The following is a 19,871-nucleotide window of genomic DNA, read 5'->3' on the forward strand; positions in this document are numbered from 1 at the left end:
TTTTGCCTGCCTGTCCGGCGCAAGGTAACGTCGCAAGACCAAAAGTAAATCGCACTGAACCGACCGGAGGTAGGGATGTATTTCGATAGCAAGCTATGGATGATGATGGCGGGGTTGCGACTGCGCGTGGCCGGCGCGGCGGGCCTTGGCCTGATCGCCATGGGCTTTGGCGTCCTGCGTTTCGTTTTTCTCGGCCGCGTCCTCGCGCTCGCGTTCGGCGGCGCGCCGTTGCAGCAGATCGCGCTCGCCGCAGCCGCCACCGTGGCCTGCATGTTGCTGCGCGCGTGGCTCGATCATCGGCGGGCCGTGCTGGCTCAGGCTACCGCCGGGCGCGTGCAATCGGTGCTGCGCGCGCGTCTCTTCGATCGCATTGCCGAACTTGGCCCGGCGTGGTTCGGTGCAGAACGCACCGGCGGTGTGATGCTCGCGGTGATCGACGGTGTCGAGCAGTTGCAGACTTTCTTCGGCGCCTACCTGCCGCAGCTCATCATCGCAGCCTGCGCGCCGGTCGTGATCTTCGCCGTTCTCGCCTGGTGGGACGTGCCGACCGCGGCAGTGCTGCTGGTTGCCGCTCTGGCGACACTCGCGCTGCCGATGCTGGTCCATAACGCCGACAAGCGCGCAGCCATCGCTCGCGCCGCTGCGTTCAAGTCATTCGGCGAAGAGTTCCTCGATGCCGTGCAAGGCCTGCCGACGCTCAAGGCATTCGGCCAGAGCGCAGCCTTCGCGAAGAAGCTTGCCGGACGCGCGCGCGAGTTGTCCAACAGCACGACTTGGGTACTCACGTTGGGTCTGATGACCCGCTTCTTCACCGATCTCGGCACCGGCCTCGGCGCAGCCGCCGCTATCGCGGTGGGCGCCTGGCGCGTGCATCACGGCGAGATGAGTCTGGAAGCGCTGCTGATCATCCTGATGGCCGGCACCGAGATCTTTCGTCCGTTGCGCGATCTGCGCTCGGTTCTGCATCAAGGGATGATCGGGCAGTCGGCGGCGAGCGCGGTGCATGCGCTGCTGGAAGCGCGCAGCGATGCGCCGACCGGAGGCGCCGCGCATGTGCCCGGACTGACACCGCGTATTGCGTTCGACAGCGTCGGCTTTGCTTATCCTGGGCGACGCGCCGATGCGCATGCCGGACTGAGCTTCGAAATCGCCGCCGGGGAGACAGTCGGTATCGTCGGGCCGAGCGGTGCGGGGAAATCCACGATCCTGCGACTGCTGCTAAGACAGCACGATGCACAGGCCGGGACGATCCGCATTGGCGGTCACGACATTCGCAGCCTCGATCCCGATCAGGTGCGCGGCATGATCGCGATCGTCGCGCAGGACACCACGCTCTTCGACGGCACGATCGCCGACAACCTGCGGCTCGGCCGGCACGATGCCAGCGAGCCCGACATGATCGCCGCAGCGAAAGCCGCCAACATTCACGACTTCATCGCCGCGCTACCCGACGGCTACGCGACGCGTATCGGCGAACGCGGCGCGACGCTGTCCGGCGGCCAACGCCAGCGCATTGCGATTGCGCGCGCGTTGCTGCGCGACGCACCCATCCTCGTGCTGGACGAAGCGCTATCCGCCGTCGATGCCGAGAACGAAGCGGTCATCCAGCAGGCACTCGACCGGCTGATGCGAGGCCGCACGACCTTGATCCTCGCGCACCGTCTGTCCAGCGTGATCGGCGCGGACCGGATTCTCGTGCTCGATCAGGGGCGTGTGGTCGAGAGCGGCACGCATGCCGAACTGATCGGCCGTCCGGGCGCGTATCGCCGCCTGATGGGACCGCAGGTCGCAGCGGCCGGCGAACGTCCGGTGATCATCGAAACAGTACGCGCCACTGCGACGTCGTCGGGGCCGCAAGTGCGACCGCTTTCCGAAGATGCCGCCGCAATCGGCTGGGCTGCGACCTTGCGTACGTTGTTGCGCTTCGTGTGGCCATGGAGAGTGAAGCTCACGTTGACCGTGCTGTGCGGCGTCGGCCGGGTGCTGAGTTTTATCGGCGTCGGTGTGCTGGGCGCGCTCGTGGTTGCAGGCGTTGCGTCGGGTCGACCCGTCGTGGGGCTGACCATCGGACTGCTGATCGCAGCGCCGATCGCAGCGACGCTGCACTGGCTCGAATCCGGCATGGCGCATGACATGGCCTATCGCATGCTCGCCGAAATGCGTATCGCCCTGTTCGCCAAACTGGAGCGTCTCGCACCCGCCTATCTGCTGTACCGTCGCTCCGGCGATCTGGTAACGCTCGCAACCCAGGACGTGGAGATGGTCGAATATTTCTACGCCCATACGGTGGCGCCGGCCTTCGTCGCCGTGCTGATTCCGGCCAGCGTGCTGGCGCTGCTCGCATGGGCAGCGTGGCCGCTTGCGCTGGTGCTGTTGCCGTTTCTCGCGTGGGCTGGCCTGACGCCTGTCTTTGCGCGCAGCAAGATCGATCGTCTTGGCGGCGAGGCGCGCGCTGCGTTGGGACAGCTCGGTGCGCATCTCACGGAGACGATTCAGGGTCTCGCCGAACTGGCAGCGTTCCAGGCAACGGGCCGCCGCCGCAGCGTTTTCCTCAACGATCTCGCGTCCTATCAGCAACATCGATCGGCGCTGCTGGACGACCTCTCGCGTCAAAGCGCCGCGCTCGAAGTAGCGACTGGCCTCGGTGGCCTTGCTGTGGCGTTGGTCGGCACGGTGCTCGCGTCGCACGGCTGGTTTGCGCACGAATGGTTGCCGCTGCTCGTGCTCGTCGCCGTCGCGGCCTTCATGCCGGTCGCGGAGATCGGCCAGGTCGCGCGTCAGCTCGCGGACACGATCGCCGCCACGCGCCGGCTGCATGTCGTCGAGTCGGAGACCGAAGCGGTGACCGACGGCGATCAACCGGTACCCGCCAACCCGCAAGTGCAGGTCGATGCGGTGAGCTTCGCATACCCTGGCCGCGGCACACCGGCGCTGAATCGCGTGAGCTTTGCGGTGCGCCCCGGCAGCACCGTGGCGCTGGTCGGCGCGTCGGGCGCGGGCAAATCGACGGTGGCCAATCTGCTGTTGCGTTTCTGGGACCCGCAGCAAGGCACGATCACGCTGGGCGGCACCGACCTGCGCCGGCTGCGCCTCGCCGATCTGCGCGACCATATCGCGCTGGTCGCGCAAGATACTTACCTGTTCAACGACACGCTCGAAGCCAACATCCGCCTCGCGGGACGCGACGTGTCCGATGCGGATGTCCGTCGCGCACTGGAGCGGGCCGCGCTAAGCGAATTTGTCGATCGTCTGCCGGAAGGTCTGGCGACCCGCGTGGGCGAGCGTGGTGTGCAGTTGTCGGGCGGGCAACGTCAGCGGGTCGCGATCGCCCGTGCCTTCCTCAAGGACGCGCCGATCCTGATCATGGATGAAGCGACCTCGCATCTGGACACGATCAGCGAGCAGCAGATCCGGGCCGCGCTCGACGATTTGATGGCGGAGCGCACCTCGATCATCATCGCGCACCGGCTATCGACGATCCAGAACGCCGACACGATTCTCGTCATGGGTGACGGGCAAGTCATCGAAGCGGGTTCGCATGCCGAGTTGCTGGCGGCGCGCGGTGCGTATGCGCGGCTCGTTGCGCATCAGTCTGGGGCGCTGGCTGCGTAGCGTATGCGTGGTTATCGTACGGTGATCCGCTCACGTCAGCGACAGCTCGGGTTCGGCCACGGAAATTACTCCGGCGGCCGCGACCCGAGCAACAGGATATCCACTAGCCGTTTCGCACTTTCCTGCCAATCCGGCGCCGACGCGACATTCGAAACGCCGACCAGCGCGCGCAGAAGATCCAGTGGCTCGAGATCGGGACGAATGTCGCCGCTGGCAACAGCACGCGCGACGAGCGACTGGATCGCTTCCGTGATCTGCGCTCCGGACGCTTTGTACACTTCCGCCGGCCCCCCGACGATCGAATTCAACGCGGGCGCGATGATCTTCTTCGTGGCGATGTAGTCGACGAAAAGCCGCATCCACGACCGCAGCGCCTCGAGCGCGGGCAGCGAATCGGACAAGCGCTGCTGTTCTTCCGCGAGCTTCGTCACCTCGGCGCGATAGACGCTCTCCAGCAACGCATCGCGAGTCGGGAAGTGCCGGTAGAGCGTGCCCGGCCCTACGCCCGCCTGGCGGGCAACGTCCTCGAGACTGATGTCGTCCCCTTCTCGCGTAAATGCCTTCTTCGCTTCTTCGAGGATGCGCTCGCGATTGCGCAGCGCATCTGCTCTCGGTTTTCGTTCTTTTGGCGTCGAGTCGTTCATCTATATCTGGGTGCTTGCAAATGGAGGCTGTCTCCGTTTATGATGCAATCAAAGCGGAGGGAAGCTCCGTTTTATCCGGATTGGGCAATAACGTCAACTTTATTGCGATGGAGCAGCGAACATGGCGGACCTATTTGGTGCGACTTCAACAACCGACGACGTGCTTTCAGGCGTCGATCTTCGCGGCAAGCGAATTCTTGTCACGGGCGTTTCGGCGGGGCTCGGAGTGGAAACGGCCCGGGCGCTAGCCGCGCGCGGGCGAGTGTCATCGGCACGGCCAGAGACCTGGCGAAAGCGCAGCAGGCGATTGCCGAAGCGCGGCGCGGCGCCGAAGCCGCGGGCGGCCGCATCGATCTGATTGCACTCGATCTCGCCAGCCTCGAGAGCATCCGCGCTTGCGCCGACAAGCTCCAGGCGGAAGGCAAACCCATCGACATCATCATCGCGAATGCAGGCGTGATGGCGACGCCGTTCGGCAAAACAGCGGATGGCTTCGAGACGCAGTTCGGCACGAATCATCTGGGGCATTTTGTGTTCGTGAATCGCGTCGCCTCGCTGATTCCGGCTGGCGGCCGGGTGGTCTTGCTGGCGTCCTCGGGACACCGTTACGCGAACGTGGACCTCGACGATCCAGGCTTCGAGCGCACGCCTTACGAGCCATTCGTCGCCTATGGGCGCGCCAAGACCGCGAACATCCTCTTCGCGGTTGCCTTCGACCAGCGACATCGGGCGCGCGGCGTGCGGGCAACTGCCGTCCATCCTGGCGGGATTCAAACGGAACTTGGCCGCCATATGGACCCGGAGCAGATGACGAAGCTCGTGGATACGATCAACAGTCAGCTTGCATCCGAGGGCAAAGGGCCGTTCCAGTTCAAGACCGTCCCGCAGGGTGCGGCAACGTCGGTGTGGGCTGCGGTGGTCGCGTCAGCCGAAGACGTCGGCGGGAAATATTGCGAGAACTGCCACGTGAGTCACGCGGTTGCCGACGATGTGGTCATTACACCCGTCAGCGAAGGCGTTAAACGCTATGCGCTCGATGCTGCTAACGCCGAAGCGCTCTGGCGCAAGAGTGAAGAGCTGGTGGGTGAATCGTTCTGATACCGCGGTTCACGTTGCTTGACCAGGGATGGGAGATCGGTACGTTATGAAGTGCTCGTCTTCCGTCACGGCGCGGAAACCGAGCTTCTGATAGAAGCTGATCGCTGCCCGGTTGCTTAAGAAACATGAGAGGGACAATGGCTGGCCGGACGCTGCTGCTCGCGACATCAATGTGTGCATCACCGTCCGGCCGATCCCTCGGTTTCTGGATTCTGGTTGTAGAAGCAACAGCGATAGGTGGAGCGAGTCCGGCTCATTCCTTAACGCGAAGTACCCTACCGTTGCTGAGCCCAAGACGATCAATGAAATTTCCGGATCTGGATACGACTTGCTGAAGCGATCTTGCTGGAAATCTTCGTCCCAGCCGAATGTCTGGTCGATGTATTCGTATAGCGAGAGCTTGTAAAGCGCGAACAGCGTTTGCCGGTCGACTGTAGCTTCGGACATTGGGATCAACTGGATTGCACTGGTCTCGCGAGAGTTCATGTCGTTCGGAACGTCGGCTCATTGGCTGGTCTGGACGACAATAGTACCGTCGTCGTGTCGACCTTGACACACTCCCTTTCGCTCAAACAGCGACAGCCCGCGCGACAACCGGTTGACCTTCCTCGCTCGAATCGTCGAAAACCCGGGTCACGGCCTGGGCCAGTTCGTAATAGCCCTCCCGCCGCATATGAAAGCCGTCGTCAAACAGCCAGTCGATGCGCGTAACGGCATTGACGTCGACATACGCGAGGTTGTCGAGCGTCCCGCACGTGTCGACGATGTCTTGCGGACACGCTCGGGATCGTCGAGAACGAGAAACGGATCGTCGAGGCGCTTCATCAGGCCGTTTTGCTGCCGGTTCGTAAATTCGCTGGAATCCGCCGAACAGTACGTCGACAGTTGAAGCATGTCGCAGCCGCCGATCACGACGAGCTTGTACTGGCGCAGCGTCGAGATGGCATCACCGGCCGAAGCGTCCTTGATCCAGTCCACGCTGGTGTAAGTCACAATTCGTCACGCAGCGAGGCCGGTTCTTGATTGCAACCGGAACACGAACTAGCCGGCACGCGTTCCTCAAACGCACGTCACTCGATACTGACGTGAAAAACGGTTGCATGCACATCCTTCAACAAGGCCCGGTGCCCAAGGCCACCCTTGTCGATCGGCTGATAAGCGCCTGACGCTAACAACCGGAACACCGTATTCACGCGCTTGAGCGTGGCCGTGGCGGCGCTATAAAGATTGGCGCGCCGGCGCAAGCGCTCACCAAGCTTTCGATAGTATTTCGCCGCAGTAACGGCGCGTTGCTGGATCTGGGCCGGCGCGCGCGGCGAAACCTGCCGCAGCTTTTCCGCACGGCCTGACGCAGCCATCGCCATCCTGCGATAGTGCGCAGCGCCTGCGGATCGACTTCTTTTGACGGTTTCCCCCATGTCACGATCGGCGGAAACACCGCAGCTATTGTTTTCGTGCTGGCGGTAAAGCGCGAGTTCGTCGGTGATCGCGAAGATTTTTCCCAGCGATGTCGCGACAAACCACGCCCATGTATCGTGCGAGGTCGGATAGCCGGGGTCGACAGGATGCTCCGGTCGATCGTGCCAGTCGATATAGTCGTAAATGGAGCGTCGAACGACCGTCGACATACCGAACAGAACGTACCAGGGGTTCGTCGTCAATGGTTCATGGACGCCCCGATAAGACCAATGCGCCGCGGTGTTGTCAGGTCGAACGTTGAGATCGGCATCGACCACCTTGACTCCGTGCACCACCAGCATCACGTCGGGGTCCGCGAATTCTTTTGCTATGCGCTCGAGCTTGTCGTTGGTCCACACATCGTCCTGATCGCAGAATGCAACGAACTCGCCGCGACACAGCGAAATAGCCTTGAAAAAATTCTCGTGGAATCCAAGGCGACGTTCGTTGCGCACTATGCGGACAGGAAAGGGAACGCTGCGTGCAAATTCGACTGCTATGTCGTGCGTTCCGCTATCCGGGCTGTCGTCGGTGATGATCAGTTCGGATGGCAGAAGAGTTTGCCGGGCGATGCTATCCAGTTGCTCGCGAAGAAAACGTTCGCCCTTATAGGCGGCCATCGCTATCGATATATCCATAGAACTCGTGTCGTAGGGGTCGAATCGAAAATGTGTGCGAGCGCGAAATTTATCGTAACAGTGCATTGGCAACTCGATGCATAAGGGATCTCGTAGTCGTACTGACTTGCACTCACACGACGAACACTGCCACGTGATCTGAGCAAGGGACGTTCCCTGTCGTTACGCTTTCGGATTGAATACGCGGGGCTTTGGCGTAGATGCCGTGTGTGATGTGCTGCGGCTGTAGCCCTAGCCTGCGCTGGGTATGACGTCGGTATGCATCTCAACAGGCCTGCGCACGACGAAGCGTTGGGTTACGACGACCTTGCAAGTAGTGTCGTCATAAAAAAATGTAACGATCTTTCTATTGCCAGTGCATGGACTGCATCGCGATCGACACCTGGACCGTCTTCGCAAAGGTTCGCAAAGCGCTTGGCCATAGCAGGCAAGCATGTGTCGACAAATGTGTAGTGTGATGCCCCGGGTACCATGATCACCTGCGCGTTGGGCATCAGCCCGGCTATACGGTGAATGTTGGTTTGAACCGGCACCGTTACGTCGGCGGTACCACCAAGCAGCAACACAGGAATATCTACGTTAGCGAACGATGCGTTGTCGAATGCCTCGCCAAGAGCCGGAGCGATCGCGACAACGGCCTTGATGCGCTCGTCCCGATAGGAAGCTCCGGCGCGCGCCATGGATGCGGTCGCCTCTGGTGTAAAGCTAACCGGTACGTGATCGTCGTTGAGACGCTTCCTTTCGGGCGGACGACAGGTTGCATCTGCAACAGGTGAGCTGCAAAAATTCCGGAATGCAGGGAGATTGGTTCGCGCGCCCGCCAGTTCAAGAATCGTATAGCCGCCCAGCGAGAACCCCACGGCACCGATCCGGTCACGATCGATATGCGCACCGAGCACAGGATCGGCGAGTACTCCATCGAGCACTTCGCTGACGTCCGTAGCACGCTCCCACCACAGCATGAAACCATCTTGCGTCAACGGCTCTAGCGCATTGTTGCCGGGATGATTCACCGCCGCGACGATGTAGCCGTTCGCGGCAAGCGCAGATGCTAACCAGTCGAGACTACCCGCGCTACCACCGGTACCGTGCGATAAAAGCAGCAGCGGATATTTTGCGTGACTAGCCGATAGCGGCGCGTCATCGGCAGCCGGATGCGCGCGGAAAAACTGGCGGTCCGCCAAGCCGATATCACGTCGCGACTCCGGTGTGCCTCTATATACCGGATACCAGATCTGCGTAACGAGTCCCTCGGTCGCCGCACCGCGCCAGTTGCGCGCTACCTCGGGATGAAACAGCCGTGAGGTTTCTCCAACGTGATAGGGGTCGTCGTTGTCCGCGGCTAAAGCAGCATTTGAAACAGCACCTGTCCACAGCAACGCCAGAGACACGACGACAGCCAATCTACGAGAAGACATGGTCAACCCTTTCGAATGGGAATCATGAGATCGGTGACGCGCCCGTGCCGCAGGCCGGATAACGGTGGATTGCGATAAACCTCGAGCACGGGGCGGTCGTCGGGTTCGTATCCGCTTTGCGGCAGCCAGCCGCCGATCAGCACCCTAAAGGTTGGATTGATCAGCGCATAAGGGCCAACGAGACGATGAGTCGCATAAAGACCGCCATCGAGTCGTACAGGTTCGACCGCGCCGACCGGCTCAAGCGGCGTAGCCAGCACGATACCGGCGAGGTAGCAAAAGCTGTCGTCCAGTTCCGGATCGCCGGTGCAGATACCGATCATGCGCTGGTCTTTCGCGGTCTCGCCGTCGCACTTCAGCACTCGTAATAGCGACCGGAAAGTCTGGCCGATAGTCGCGATCGGGCCTGTGTGACGAAGACAAAGGACGTCGATTGGAGGTAACTCGGTGAGTTCGACCGATGGCCAGTCGAGGCCAGCCGATTGCTCATCGCTGTGCGCGATGGACGTTTCGTTATCCAATTGCGGAGTGCCCAGACGTTGTTGCCGCGTCTGAAACGTGCTCGGACTGATGCCGGTAAATTCGCGAAATGCTCTGGCGAAGGCCTGCGGACTGTCGTAGCCGACATCGGATGCCACCGTACTCACCGGGCCGCTCGCGTCCGTAAGATGACGCGCCGCCTGGGCGAGTCGCACGCGCTGAACGGTCTCAGCGACGCTTTCACCGGTCAGCGCACGATAGATACGGTGAAAATGAAACGGCGAGAAATGCGCGATCGAAGCGAGGCTTTCCAGCGTGTGCGGTGCACCTGGATCAACGAGAATCGCCTCGATAACGCGGGCGATCCGGTGGTGGTAATCGCTTTCGGTAGTGGCTTTCATGATGGCGCTAGCTTAGCGCCATCGCCGCCGATGTATGGTGCAGAGCTTGCTGAGTTTGTGTCCGCTAGCAGTCAGTCGAACTGCACGTCACCCGACCCAGACCGGTTCACAATCCGATGTGCCGGATTCCCGCGAACCTTTATATCGCCCGAACCGCTCAGTTCAACGACCGCGGAATCCGCTGCATATGCTTGAATATTCCCCGATCCCTTGATCGACGCGACCAGCGTTTTTGCGTGGATATCGCTAACGTGTACGTCGCCCGACCCGGAAATGGCGACACGCACTTCCTTGACGCTACCTGAAGCCGAAACTGTTCCCGATCCGGAAATGCCGATACTCAAAGCGTCTTCGTTCAGGTTAGACGCTTTCATGGTCGCAGAACCGCGAATACTCACGGCCTGCAGAGTAGGACCCACGATGACTACTTTCAGCGGTCTCGACATCGTCACCGAATGTTCCAGTCGCACCCTCAACACACCGTCCTGCACCTGGGTCTTCACCAGCGGCACGACGTTGGCCGGGCCTGTAACCGTGACTAACGAATCGGAGCCAACGGCAAACGACACATCCGCGGAAGTGTCCACCTCGATTCCGGAGAATTTTCCTGGGCGACGAGTTTCGACCATGTCTGTATCCGACGCGACGATCAACCCTGACGACGCGGCACTTCCATCGCTGTGAACCACGACGTTCTCCTGGCCCACGGCAAGGCTGCTCACTACGCAGCACAGTGCCGCAAGGCTGAATCGAATTCGCTGGACTCGCATGTTTTCTCTCTTTTCGTCCCGGCTACCGGCCGATACGGCTGCGCATCGAGCGCGTACACCCCCTCCCATATCACCGCGATGGACTTTCTCCGCCATTCACGGCGACCGCTGTCACAACGCGTCAGCCACTGTACCGAGCCATACTTACTGGCTCCCTACAGTCGCCGGTTTCACCGAAGACGCTACTGCCGGCGTCTCTTCGATGCGCCGGAAGATCAACGCGGACACCAGCGTAATCGCGCCGACACACACAAAGCTCATCCGGAAACCCAGCGTTGCCGAGCCCCATTGATCGGAGAACACGCCGACCAGTCCACCGCTGATCGACACGCCCAATCCCATCGCCAGCATCTGCACCATCGAGAACAAACTGTTGCCGCTGCCCGCGTCTTCATGCGACAGCCCTTTCAGCGTGACGCTGTTCATCGCGGCAAACTGCATCGAATTGGCGGCGCCGAATATCGCCAGCACCGCGATCTCGACGACGATCGGCGTGCCGCGAGAAATCAGTGCAAACGCAACGATCGCCCCACCGACAATCAACGTATTCACGAGCAAGAACGTGTCGTAACCGAAGCGACGAATCAGCGGCGCGATCCAGCGTTTAGCGACCGTTCCCGCGAGCGCGGCAGGCAGCATCATCAAACCGGAATGCAACGGCGTGTAGCCGAGTTCGAGTTGCATCAACAGCGGGACGAGAAACGGCACTGCGCTCGATCCAATCCGGCACACCAGATTGCCGATCAAACCAACACTGAAATTCGGCTCGCGAAACAGCGCGAGCTTGAACAGCGGATTCTGCCGACGACGCGCATACGGCACATACGAGAGCGCGGCGACGAGCCCAACCACGAAGAGCGTGCTGGACCACACAGCGCGATGCGATTGAACCGGCGCATCGACGGCAAGCGAAAACGCAATCATGCATAGCGACAGCAGCGCGCACCCTGCCAGGTCGAACGGCGCCGCCGTGGCACCCGTCGCACGCGGTAGATAGCGGTAGACCGCAAACATCCCAACCGCACCGATCGGTACGTTGATCAGAAAAATCCAGTGCCAGGTAAAAGCCTCGACAAACCAGCCGCCGAGCGTCGGTCCGACAATCGGGCCGATCTGCCCCGCGACCGAAATCATCGCCAGCGCCGACACGTATTGTTCGCCGCTAACGCTGCGCAATACTGCAAGCCGACCGATAGGCAGCAGCATCGATCCGCCGATGCCCTGCAAAACCCGCGCAACCACCAGTTGCCCGAGCGTATGCGCGCTGGCGCAGCACAGCGAGCCAAGCACGAAGATCAAGATGGCAGCGAAGTAGACGCGGCGTGTGCCGAAGCGATCGGCAAGCCAGCCGGATGCGGGTGTCAGCATGGCCATCGTCAGCGTGTAGGCAACGATGACGGGCTGCATGACCAACGGTTTGACGCCCAGGCTGTGCGCCATCGATGGCAGCGCGGTATTGACGATCGTCGTGTCGAGCGCCTGCATGAAAAAACCTGCGGCGACGATCCACAGCAACGCTGTCTGGTTCGAATCCTTACTCATTGATTTTGGGGCAGCGCGGCCGTGTGGGGCGGACACGTTGGGCGCATTGATTTGCAATTTCCACATGATATGGCCATCATCGTCAATCGGGAACCCCACTAACGGCGCTGACTGTCATCGGCATTGCCGATAAGCAAACACCATGCTCAATCCCATCTGGCTCAAGACGTTCGCGACGGTTGCGGCCTGTCATAGCTTCACCGAGGCGGGTCGTCAGCTCGACCTGACGCAATCGAGCGTCAGCGAACATATCCGCCGCCTCGAACAGGCAATCGGGCGACGCCTGTTCGTGCGCGACACGCATTCACTCGCGATGACACCCGACGGCGAGGCGATGCTCGCGCATGCCAGCGTGATCCTGCAATCGATCCACCGTGCGGAATCGCAATTCCGCACACCGCGCCTGAAAGGACGCGTGCGTCTCGGTTCCTCCGACGACATCGCGCTCGGTCCACTACCAACCGTGCTCGCGGCATTCCGCAACGCCCATCCCGATGTCGAACTGGAAATCACCATCGGGATGACGGGCAAGCTTTACGAGTTGCTGGACGCCGGATCGATCGATCTGCTGGTCGGCAAACGGCGGCTTGGCGACAAGCGCGGTGTCGCGCTGTTTACCGGTCGGCTGGAATGGCTCGCGCGCACCGGCACGCTGGTCGATGTCACCCAACCGTTACCGCTGATCCTCGTCGCCGAGCCGAGCGTGACGCGCGCGGTCGTGCTCGATGCGCTCGCGCAAACCGACTTCAGATGGCAGGTGGTGTGCACGAGCAGCAGTCATGCAGGCTGTATTGCAGCAGCGCGCGGCGGACTCGGCATTACGGTGCGCCCGCAATACCTGACGGCACGCGGCCTCGCGCCGCCCGTGAACGGCGCGAGTCTGCCGGTGCTGCCCGACGTCGAATTTATCGCGCTTGCTGCGAAGCGGCTTAGCCGTCCTGCCGGAACGCTGCTGCGCTTGCTGCATGACAGCGATCTGCGTGGCTCGTGGATCGGCGAATAGCGCTTATTCGGTGGGGTGCGCCGGCAACTTGTTGGGCTGAGCAAGCGTTCGATAGGGTAACGACGTGGATGCCGGGTCGCTTGTCGTATCGTCGATCACGCGGTCCACGTCGGCCGTCTTACCGAGTTCGGACAGGAACGTTTGCTTGTCGAAATCCGGCGCGACGCAGCCTTGCACATAGATAAAGCGCCGCTGCAATATCAGCCACAGCGTGGTGTGATCGCGCCACTGGGTCGCATAGTTGATATTCGTAAGCCTGCGTTGCACCGCTTCGGCGATTTCCTTGTCGTACAGATAACCGTTGGAGAGCCGGCAGCGCCCTTCGATCCAGCAGCTGTTGCCGCGCTCGATCCGGTAATGCGCATCGTCCAGCCATTCCTGTTCGGTTTCGAGCGGCCCTAACGGCACCGGGCAACCGGGAACGGCCTTTGAAATCTGGAAGAAAGGATCGTTGCCGCGGTTCACGCGTTGCTCGTCGGCAAACACCGCGTGACTCGCGATCGACATCAGCATTGCCCATACGCCATATCGAGCCAGATGTTTCATCTGTTGGTCTTCTCCGTGGTCGTCGTTCTAGTTGGTGTGCTGCTACTTACGTGCTTCCCCGCTACGAATGCCAAGCGATTGCCACATGGCCTGCATCGTTCGGAACGGTCGAGGATCGCCTAACGGCAGTCTATCCATTTTGTTTGCTACGTACGCGAACGTTGTACGTGCATCCATATCGATGAAAATCCATGAGCAACCGCCGCCGCCCCAATGAATCGTGTTGGGGTTAGGCAACTCCAGCGCGAGCAAGGGGCCAGGCAGCGCGAAGCCAAGGCCGAATCGCGCGGGCGGCAAGTGGCTCATGATCAGATCGGGTCCTTCTATCTGCTGTTCGAGCGCTTTGCGGCATCCCGCTTCCGACATGATTCGCTTGCCCTTCGCTACGCCTGCATTGGCGAGGATGCAGTGGATCTCAGCAACCGAGCGCGCGTTGCCATGTCCGTTCACAGCGGGAATTTCGGCGGCGCGCCAGGCTCGCGTGCGCGTTGTCGTCTTCGCATCGAATAGCGCGTTGAGAAACGTGATCGTATGGAGTTCGCTGAGCGTGGGTTTAACCGTGCTCTGCGTCGTAGCCCATGGAACGATCTCGGCAACGCGGTGGTCTTCTGAGGCGGGCAGGCCGATGTGAAAGTCGGCGCCTAGAGGTGCCGCGATTTCCTCGCGGAACACCGTCCCGAGAGACTTGCCGGTGATACGTCGCACCACTTCGCCGAGCAGAAACCCAAACGTCGTCACGTGATATCCCGACGCAGTCCCCGGTTCCCACAGCGGGGCTTGCGCAGCAAGCAGGGAGGTCGCCTTCTCCCAGTCGTAAAGATCGTCGGGCGCGAGTGGTTCCTTCCAGCCGGAAAGCCCGGAGCTATGGCTCATCAGGTGACTGACGCGAATTGCGCCTTTGCCGTTTGCGGCAAATTCCGGCCAGTACCTGGCCACCGGCGCATCGAAATCCAGCTCGCCGCGATCGGCAAGTAGCAGCACGGTAAGTGCTGTCATGGTCTTGGTCGTGGAAAAGACGTTGACGATGGTGTCTTTTTCCCATGGCCGGGTCTTCGCTTCGTCTGCGAAACCGCCCCAGATGTCGACCACGGTCTCGCCGGCGACCGTGGCGCAGCACGAAGCACCCACGTCCGCGCCGCTTGCAAGGTTCTCGCTGAAGGCCTCGCGGACCGCGTCGAATCTGTCTGCCACGAAGCCGTGAACAGTGTTGTCCGGCATGATCTTTTTTCTCCTTTTGCGTGATCTCAAGTAACGCGCGAAAGCTCGCGCAACGCAAATCACCGCGACTCACTTGTCGGAGTCATGCGGAAAGCCGCACAAGAACCAACCTGCCTCCAACGATTCAGATTCGCTATTTTTAAAGCGCTTTTTGCGCTCAACGCGCCTTAGCCGCGCCAATCGCGGCCAGGCGGCGTTTGCTAATTCTGACAGTATCGCGCGCCCAGGCAGTTCGCTACATTGGCTTCGACCCGATCCAGGTTTGAAGCCCCGCTATGACCTTCGACACGACCACCGACCAGCATGACATCGCGAGCCTCTTTCGCGATATTGCATCAAGTCACGTGCGCCCCGACGCAGCCGATACGTTTCATTGGCATGCATGGCGCGCGTTGACCGACGCTGGTTTATGGCGCTTGCCCGTGCCGGTCGCGCTGGGCGGCGCAGGCAAAGGCTGGAGCGCATTCACCGCGGCGTTCGAAGCGATCGTATCGACGCTCGGATCGATCGGCTTTGCGATGGCGCTGGCCAATCAGGCGACGCTGATCAGGGCCTTGCTCGCACACGGCACGGTCGCACAACGGGACACCTTCCTGCCTCGCCTGCTCGCCGGCGCGCCCGGCGCAACCGCCATTTCCGAGCGAGGCACGGGAACCGAGGTCCGCGCACTGCAAACCACACTACGCACGCACGCGAATGGCTACCGGCTCGATGGCCACAAGTACAACATCAGTCATGCGCCCGACGCGGCACTGATCCTCGTCGCAGCGCATTGCATCGACGACGGGAAGGCCCGCACCGCGCTGGCGCTGCTCGATCCGCTGACTGCCGGCGTGACGCGCACACCGCCCCAGGCAACCATGGGCGTGCGCGATCTGCCGGTCGGCGACCTCGAATTCGACAACGTGACGATCGAGCGCGAGTCGGTACTCGGTTCGCCCGCCGACGGACTGGCGCGGTTGATGGACATCGCCTCGATGAATCGCGCTTACTTCGGCCTGTTATGCGCCGATGTCGTGCAGCCGTTTCTCGCGGATGCGCTGCAGTACATGCGCTCGCGCAAAACCCTCGACGTCGCGCTCGACTCGCATCAGTACGTACAACGGCGGCTCGTCGACATCCGCGTCGGTGCTGAGCGCTCGCGATGGATGGCGCTTGCCGCACTCGACCAGTTGCTTGCCGGTCATCCGTCGGCGCTCGCCAACTGCTCGATTGCCAAACTGGGGGCGGCGCGCGATCTATCGCAGGCCGCCCTCGATCTGCTCGCGCTCCACGGTAGCGATGGCTACCGCTGCGGCCGGCTCGCCAGTTTCGTCGCCGACGCGCTCGCAATGGGTTCCGCCGGCGGCACCGAAGAAATGCACCGGCGCAATATCTTCGCGCAGATGCAGCGGCACGCAACGATCCGCGTCCCCGCAGCGACCGCCCCAAGCGCAACAACCGCAATAACCGCATCGCCCGCACCGGAGCGCCAACCCGCCTGATCCGATCGTCGCTCAATTCCCAAGGAGTTCATCTTGTCAATCAAACCCGGTCTCACCGCTCGCGCGACGCATCGCGTCGACACCATTTCGCTCGCAGATCAATGGGGCGGCGAAGCGCACGCGCTCGCCAGTCCGATCATGATCATCTTCATCGAGCAGACCTGCATGAAAGCCACCGATCATCTGCTCGACGCTAACCAGATGACCGTCGGCTACAACTTCGAGATCAAACACCTTGCACCGACGCCGCCGGAATGGGACGTTACCGTCGATTCCGAACTCGTCACCGTCGAAGGCCGGATGATGACCTACAAGGTCACGGTGCGCGATGCGGTCGGCGTAGTCGGCGAAGGACAGCACACACGTTGCATCGTCAGCCGCGATACGTTTCACGAACGCCTCGCCGAACGGCGCGACCGCGTCGCGCAGCCGCAATGACACCGTTGCGAGGAGAATCGACGATGCTTTCCCATCCGCTGAAATCGTTGAAGTCGCTGAAGTCGCTGCGTCTGCCGGTCATCGCGTCGCCGATGCTCATCGCCAGCTATCCCGAACTGGTGCTCGCGCAATGCAAGGCGGGGATTGTCGGGGCGTTTCCCGCGCTGAACGCGCGACCGAGCGCGCAGCTCGCCGACTGGCTCGCGTATATGGACGCCGAGCTCGACGCGTTCCGCGCAGCGCACCCGGGTGTGCCGGTGGGACCGTACGCGGTGAACCAAATCTGCCATCAATCGAACGCGCGGCTCGACGCCGACCTGCGCATCTGCATCGAGCATCGGGTACCGATCCTGATCACCAGCCTGCGGGCGCCGGCACCCGACATCGTGGCGGCCGTGCACGACTATGGCGGTCTGATCCTGCACGACGTGACGACCATTCGCCACGCGGAAAAGGCGCTCGAAGCTGGCGTGGACGGATTGATCCTCGTGGCCGCCGGCGCGGGCGGCCACGCGGGCACGCTGTCGCCGTTCGCGCTCGTGTCCGAAGTGCGGCGCTTTTTCGACGGCCTCGTCGTGCTATCCGGCGCGATTGCGACCGGCGATGCGATCGCCGCCGCGCAGGCGCTCGGCGCCGACTGCGCGTATATCGGCACGCGGTTTCTCGCCTCGCGCGAGGCCAATGTCACGCAGCGCTACAAGGACACGATCGTCGAGGCGCGCGCCGCCGACATCGTGTACACGGACGCGTTCAGCGGCATCCCTGGCAACTATCTGCGGCAAAGCATCGAGGCAGCCGGACTCGACGTGCGCAACCTGCCGCGCGCTGAAGGCGTCACGATGGATTTCTCCGGAAATTCCGACGCGCGACAGTGGCGCGACATCTGGGGAGCTGGCCAGGGCGTTGGATCGATGGATGCGGTGCTGAGCGTCGAGCAGATCGTCGCGCGTCTCGAAGACGAATACGAACGGGCTCGCGCGAGGCTCGGACACCATACGAACCGGGCAGGCGAAGTCGCACTGGCCGGCTGACTGTCTGCGGCACGCACATCGCGTTTACGGGGAGCCTCGCCATGAGCCACACCGACGTTAGCGTCGCGGCTTCGCTCGACGACGAACTCGAGCGCCACCGCGCAAACATCGACACCATCGATAACGAGCTGCTCGCGCTGATCCACGCGCGAGTGCAGGAGGCACGCGAAATCGGCCAGCTGAAACGGCATCTCGGGCAGCCGGTTTATCAGCCGGGCCGGGAAGCCGCCATCCTCAGAAAGCTTTGCGCGCAATCTGGCGGGACGCTGCGCGAGCAGCACATCGCGTCGATCTGGCGCGCGCTGTTCCAGGCTAACCGCGAGGTGCAGCAAACGCCTCGGGTCGCGTTTCTGGGGCCGCGCGGCACCTACACCGAACAGGCAATGCAGCGATACTTCGGCACGACCGCGCAGCCCGTCGCCTGCGACACGCTCGACGCCGTGTTCGCATCGCTCGCCGACGGTCGCGCCGAACGCGCCGTCGTACCTATCGAGAACTCCACCGAAGGCACGGTCATGCACACGGTGGATCTGTTGATCGACGCCGAGGTGCAGGTGAGCGGAGAAGTCGTACTGCCCGTGTCGCACTGCCTGCTCAGTGCAAGCGGATCGCTGCAGGATGTCGACGGTGTGCTCGGGCATGAACAGGCGCTCGCGCAATGTCGCGACTGGCTCGATACGCATCTGCCCGGCGTGCGGCGCGAGGCCCGCGCGAGCAACGCGGCCGCGGCGCGTCAGGCAGTCGACACGCCGGCCTGCGCGGCGATCGCAAGCGAACAGGCGGCGCACCAGTACGGCCTGCAGATCGTCGCGCGGGCGATCCAGGATCAGCCCGATAATCGCACGCGCTTCCTCGTGCTCGGTGGATCGCCACCCGAACCGACCGGCTACGACCGCACGAGCCTTGTCGTCGAACTGAGCAATCAGGTCGGCTCGCTTGCGCAGATCTTCGATGCGATCGCGCGCCACCGCATCTCGGTACTCTGGCTCGAAACGCGGCCGCGGAAAACCGCACGCTGGGCTTACCACTTCATCGTCGATCTGCTCGGACATCACGGCGACCGGAACGTCGCTGCGGCCATCGAAGAAATCCGGTCGATCGCCGAGCACGCACGCGTACTCGGCTCGTATCCCTGTGCGCCGGATGCCGATCCCGCGCTGCCCTCTCCCGATGCATAGGTATCCTGACGATGAACACCGCACCCGCTACCGCGCCCCTCGTCCACTCGCGCTTGCGAGCCATCTGCGCGAATCGCGACGACCGCCTGATGGTCTTCCTCGGTGCGCAGTCCCCGTGGGCGTTGCCGCGCGGCACAGGACGCTGGTTACGCTCGCTGCGGGCCATGTACGAGGACGAGCTCGAACTGCTGATGCTGCTGCGTCGGCCGCACCGGTCGTCATTGCGCTGCGTTGCGTCCGACACACAGTCGCAGCCGCCGGGCGCCCTCGCCCATGACGCGCTGCTAAGACGCCTCGCCCGCTTGCGGCTACCGCCCATGCTGGCAATCGAAGTCGCCACGCCGTTGCCCGCGGCGTGGCGCGCGGCACCGGGCGGGGTACCGCCTGGCGCCTGGAGATTGCTCGAACCGGCAACGCACGGCGAGAACGCGCCCGGCGGCATGTTGCTGCCATGGCACGCCTGTACGTTGACCGCAAGGCACCTGCGTGAAGCGGGCACGGCACGCAGCGTGATTCTCGATGCGCGGTCTGCCACGCAAGGGTTCGCACATCAAACCGCCTGCGTCGCCGAACTCGCGGACGCGCTGCTCGTACATGGCCTGAGCGTCGGCGGCATCGCGCTCGACGGTCGGCTGACATTTCCCGACGCCTGCGGCACGGACGAGTCCGTCTTTCGCCCCGCTCTCACCGATGCACTCGATCTCCTGGCCAACGCCGTGCTCCAGCGCCGCATCACGCGGACTACGCGCCGTCCGGGCTCGATCCGGCAGTGCCTGTAATGCCGCTCATGGGCACCCGCATACTGCCGCCGGCACGGCTAGCAAATCGTCACTACAAGCCCGACAAGCGCGGAAGTAGCGGATCGGCCGCTGTCATTTCTGTCAGTTGCCGCTCGCCTATAAATATCTAAAG

At 62.4% G+C, this 19,871-nt stretch carries 17 protein-coding genes and 1 pseudogene; 8 read left to right on the forward strand and 10 right to left on the reverse strand.

Translation table 11 applies throughout. The features are described 5' to 3' along the window. The first annotated feature begins 75 nt into the window (after positions 1–75). The gene (locus FNZ07_RS28950; RefSeq protein WP_091011329.1) at positions 76–3,612 is read left to right on the forward strand and encodes an ABC transporter ATP-binding protein; all 3,537 of its coding nucleotides are present in this window, start codon (positions 76–78) and stop codon (positions 3,610–3,612) included. Positions 3,613–3,677: 65 nt separating this feature from the next. Here the strand turns inward: FNZ07_RS28950 and FNZ07_RS28955 are convergent, their stop codons facing one another. Continuing rightward, positions 3,678–4,256, reverse strand: coding sequence for a TetR/AcrR family transcriptional regulator (locus tag FNZ07_RS28955; RefSeq protein WP_091011328.1), 579 nt, complete (start codon positions 4,254–4,256; stop codon positions 3,678–3,680). A gap of 121 nt (positions 4,257–4,377) precedes the next feature. Between FNZ07_RS28955 and FNZ07_RS28960 the strand changes: the two are divergent. Further along, positions 4,378–5,354: pseudogene (locus FNZ07_RS28960) on the forward strand (SDR family NAD(P)-dependent oxidoreductase). Positions 5,355–5,363: 9 nt separating this feature from the next. Here FNZ07_RS28960 and FNZ07_RS28965 read toward each other — a convergent pair. The 7 genes from FNZ07_RS28965 to mdtD all read right to left on the reverse strand — a co-directional run bounded on the left by FNZ07_RS28965 (position 5,364) and on the right by mdtD (position 12,061). Continuing rightward, positions 5,364–5,801, reverse strand: coding sequence for a GNAT family N-acetyltransferase (locus FNZ07_RS28965; RefSeq protein WP_170275853.1), 438 nt, complete (start codon positions 5,799–5,801; stop codon positions 5,364–5,366). Positions 5,802–5,987: 186 nt separating this feature from the next. After that, positions 5,988–6,347 carry a hypothetical protein gene (locus tag FNZ07_RS28970; RefSeq protein WP_143098053.1) on the reverse strand — a complete coding sequence of 120 codons (360 nt, stop codon included), beginning with the start codon at positions 6,345–6,347 and terminating at the stop codon, positions 5,988–5,990. A gap of 77 nt (positions 6,348–6,424) precedes the next feature. Further along, positions 6,425–7,516, reverse strand: a complete 1,092-nt coding sequence (locus FNZ07_RS28975; protein WP_091011324.1) for a glycosyltransferase — start codon at positions 7,514–7,516, stop codon at positions 6,425–6,427. 230 nt (positions 7,517–7,746) lie between these two features. Further along, on the reverse strand, positions 7,747–8,841 hold the full coding sequence (locus FNZ07_RS28980; RefSeq protein WP_245811452.1) for an alpha/beta hydrolase family protein: 1,095 nt from the start codon (positions 8,839–8,841) through the stop codon (positions 7,747–7,749). 29 nt (positions 8,842–8,870) lie between these two features. Next, positions 8,871–9,749: an AraC family transcriptional regulator gene (locus FNZ07_RS28985; RefSeq protein WP_091011322.1), complete on the reverse strand. Its 879-nt coding sequence runs from the start codon at positions 9,747–9,749 to the stop codon at positions 8,871–8,873. A 71-nt stretch (positions 9,750–9,820) separates the two neighbouring features. After that, the gene (locus FNZ07_RS28990) at positions 9,821–10,438 is read right to left on the reverse strand and encodes a head GIN domain-containing protein (protein WP_170275854.1); all 618 of its coding nucleotides are present in this window, start codon (positions 10,436–10,438) and stop codon (positions 9,821–9,823) included. Positions 10,439–10,663: 225 nt separating this feature from the next. Further along, complete coding sequence (mdtD, locus tag FNZ07_RS28995; protein ID WP_091011320.1) at positions 10,664–12,061, reverse strand: multidrug transporter subunit MdtD; 1,398 nt, start codon at positions 12,059–12,061, stop codon at positions 10,664–10,666. Positions 12,062–12,203: 142 nt separating this feature from the next. On the opposite strand from mdtD, the gene FNZ07_RS29000 reads away from it, so the two are divergent. Further along, a complete protein-coding gene (locus FNZ07_RS29000; RefSeq protein ID WP_091011319.1) occupies positions 12,204–13,064 on the forward strand; it encodes a LysR family transcriptional regulator in 861 nt (286 codons plus the stop codon). 3 nt (positions 13,065–13,067) lie between these two features. Here FNZ07_RS29000 and FNZ07_RS29005 read toward each other — a convergent pair whose 3' ends face one another. Continuing rightward, complete coding sequence (locus FNZ07_RS29005) at positions 13,068–13,577, reverse strand: hypothetical protein (RefSeq protein ID WP_407670660.1); 510 nt, start codon at positions 13,575–13,577, stop codon at positions 13,068–13,070. 75 nt (positions 13,578–13,652) lie between these two features. Then, positions 13,653–14,828 carry a serine hydrolase domain-containing protein gene (locus FNZ07_RS29010; protein ID WP_091011317.1) on the reverse strand — a complete coding sequence of 392 codons (1,176 nt, stop codon included), beginning with the start codon at positions 14,826–14,828 and terminating at the stop codon, positions 13,653–13,655. Between the two features lie 275 nt (positions 14,829–15,103). On the opposite strand from FNZ07_RS29010, the gene FNZ07_RS29015 reads away from it, so the two are divergent. From FNZ07_RS29015 to FNZ07_RS29035, 5 genes are read left to right on the forward strand one after another with little or no spacing between them, the layout of a single operon-like run. After that, positions 15,104–16,312: an acyl-CoA dehydrogenase family protein gene (locus FNZ07_RS29015; RefSeq protein WP_091011316.1), complete on the forward strand. Its 1,209-nt coding sequence runs from the start codon at positions 15,104–15,106 to the stop codon at positions 16,310–16,312. A 33-nt stretch (positions 16,313–16,345) separates the two neighbouring features. Beyond that, positions 16,346–16,750, forward strand: coding sequence for a thioesterase family protein (locus tag FNZ07_RS29020; protein ID WP_091011315.1), 405 nt, complete (start codon positions 16,346–16,348; stop codon positions 16,748–16,750). A 23-nt stretch (positions 16,751–16,773) separates the two neighbouring features. After that, positions 16,774–17,781: an NAD(P)H-dependent flavin oxidoreductase gene (locus FNZ07_RS29025; protein WP_170275855.1), complete on the forward strand. Its 1,008-nt coding sequence runs from the start codon at positions 16,774–16,776 to the stop codon at positions 17,779–17,781. A gap of 41 nt (positions 17,782–17,822) precedes the next feature. Further along, the gene (gene pheA, locus FNZ07_RS29030; RefSeq protein ID WP_091011314.1) at positions 17,823–18,959 is read left to right on the forward strand and encodes a prephenate dehydratase; all 1,137 of its coding nucleotides are present in this window, start codon (positions 17,823–17,825) and stop codon (positions 18,957–18,959) included. Between the two features lie 11 nt (positions 18,960–18,970). After that, positions 18,971–19,738: a hypothetical protein gene (locus tag FNZ07_RS29035; RefSeq protein WP_091011313.1), complete on the forward strand. Its 768-nt coding sequence runs from the start codon at positions 18,971–18,973 to the stop codon at positions 19,736–19,738. Positions 19,739–19,871 lie beyond the last annotated feature (133 nt).

The organism is Paraburkholderia megapolitana, assembly GCF_007556815.1.
Taxonomy (GTDB): Bacteria; Pseudomonadota; Gammaproteobacteria; order Burkholderiales; family Burkholderiaceae; genus Paraburkholderia; species Paraburkholderia megapolitana.

Coding starts and splice junctions, on each gene's coding strand:
- FNZ07_RS28965 (WP_170275853.1), bottom strand. CDS start 5,801: ATGTCCGAAGCTACAGTCGACCGGCAAACGCTGTTCGCGCTTTACAAG.
- FNZ07_RS28985 (WP_091011322.1), bottom strand. CDS start 9,749: ATGAAAGCCACTACCGAAAGCGATTACCACCACCGGATCGCCCGCGTT.
- FNZ07_RS29010 (WP_091011317.1), bottom strand. CDS start 14,828: ATGCCGGACAACACTGTTCACGGCTTCGTGGCAGACAGATTCGACGCG.
- mdtD (WP_091011320.1), bottom strand. CDS start 12,061: ATGAGTAAGGATTCGAACCAGACAGCGTTGCTGTGGATCGTCGCCGCA.
- FNZ07_RS28955 (WP_091011328.1), bottom strand. CDS start 4,256: ATGAACGACTCGACGCCAAAAGAACGAAAACCGAGAGCAGATGCGCTG.
- FNZ07_RS28950 (WP_091011329.1), top strand. CDS start 76: ATGTATTTCGATAGCAAGCTATGGATGATGATGGCGGGGTTGCGACTG.
- FNZ07_RS29035 (WP_091011313.1), top strand. CDS start 18,971: ATGAACACCGCACCCGCTACCGCGCCCCTCGTCCACTCGCGCTTGCGA.
- FNZ07_RS29005 (WP_407670660.1), bottom strand. CDS start 13,577: ATGCTGATGTCGATCGCGAGTCACGCGGTGTTTGCCGACGAGCAACGC.
- FNZ07_RS29025 (WP_170275855.1), top strand. CDS start 16,774: ATGCTTTCCCATCCGCTGAAATCGTTGAAGTCGCTGAAGTCGCTGCGT.
- FNZ07_RS29000 (WP_091011319.1), top strand. CDS start 12,204: ATGCTCAATCCCATCTGGCTCAAGACGTTCGCGACGGTTGCGGCCTGT.
- FNZ07_RS29015 (WP_091011316.1), top strand. CDS start 15,104: ATGACCTTCGACACGACCACCGACCAGCATGACATCGCGAGCCTCTTT.
- FNZ07_RS28975 (WP_091011324.1), bottom strand. CDS start 7,516: ATGCACTGTTACGATAAATTTCGCGCTCGCACACATTTTCGATTCGAC.
- pheA (WP_091011314.1), top strand. CDS start 17,823: ATGAGCCACACCGACGTTAGCGTCGCGGCTTCGCTCGACGACGAACTC.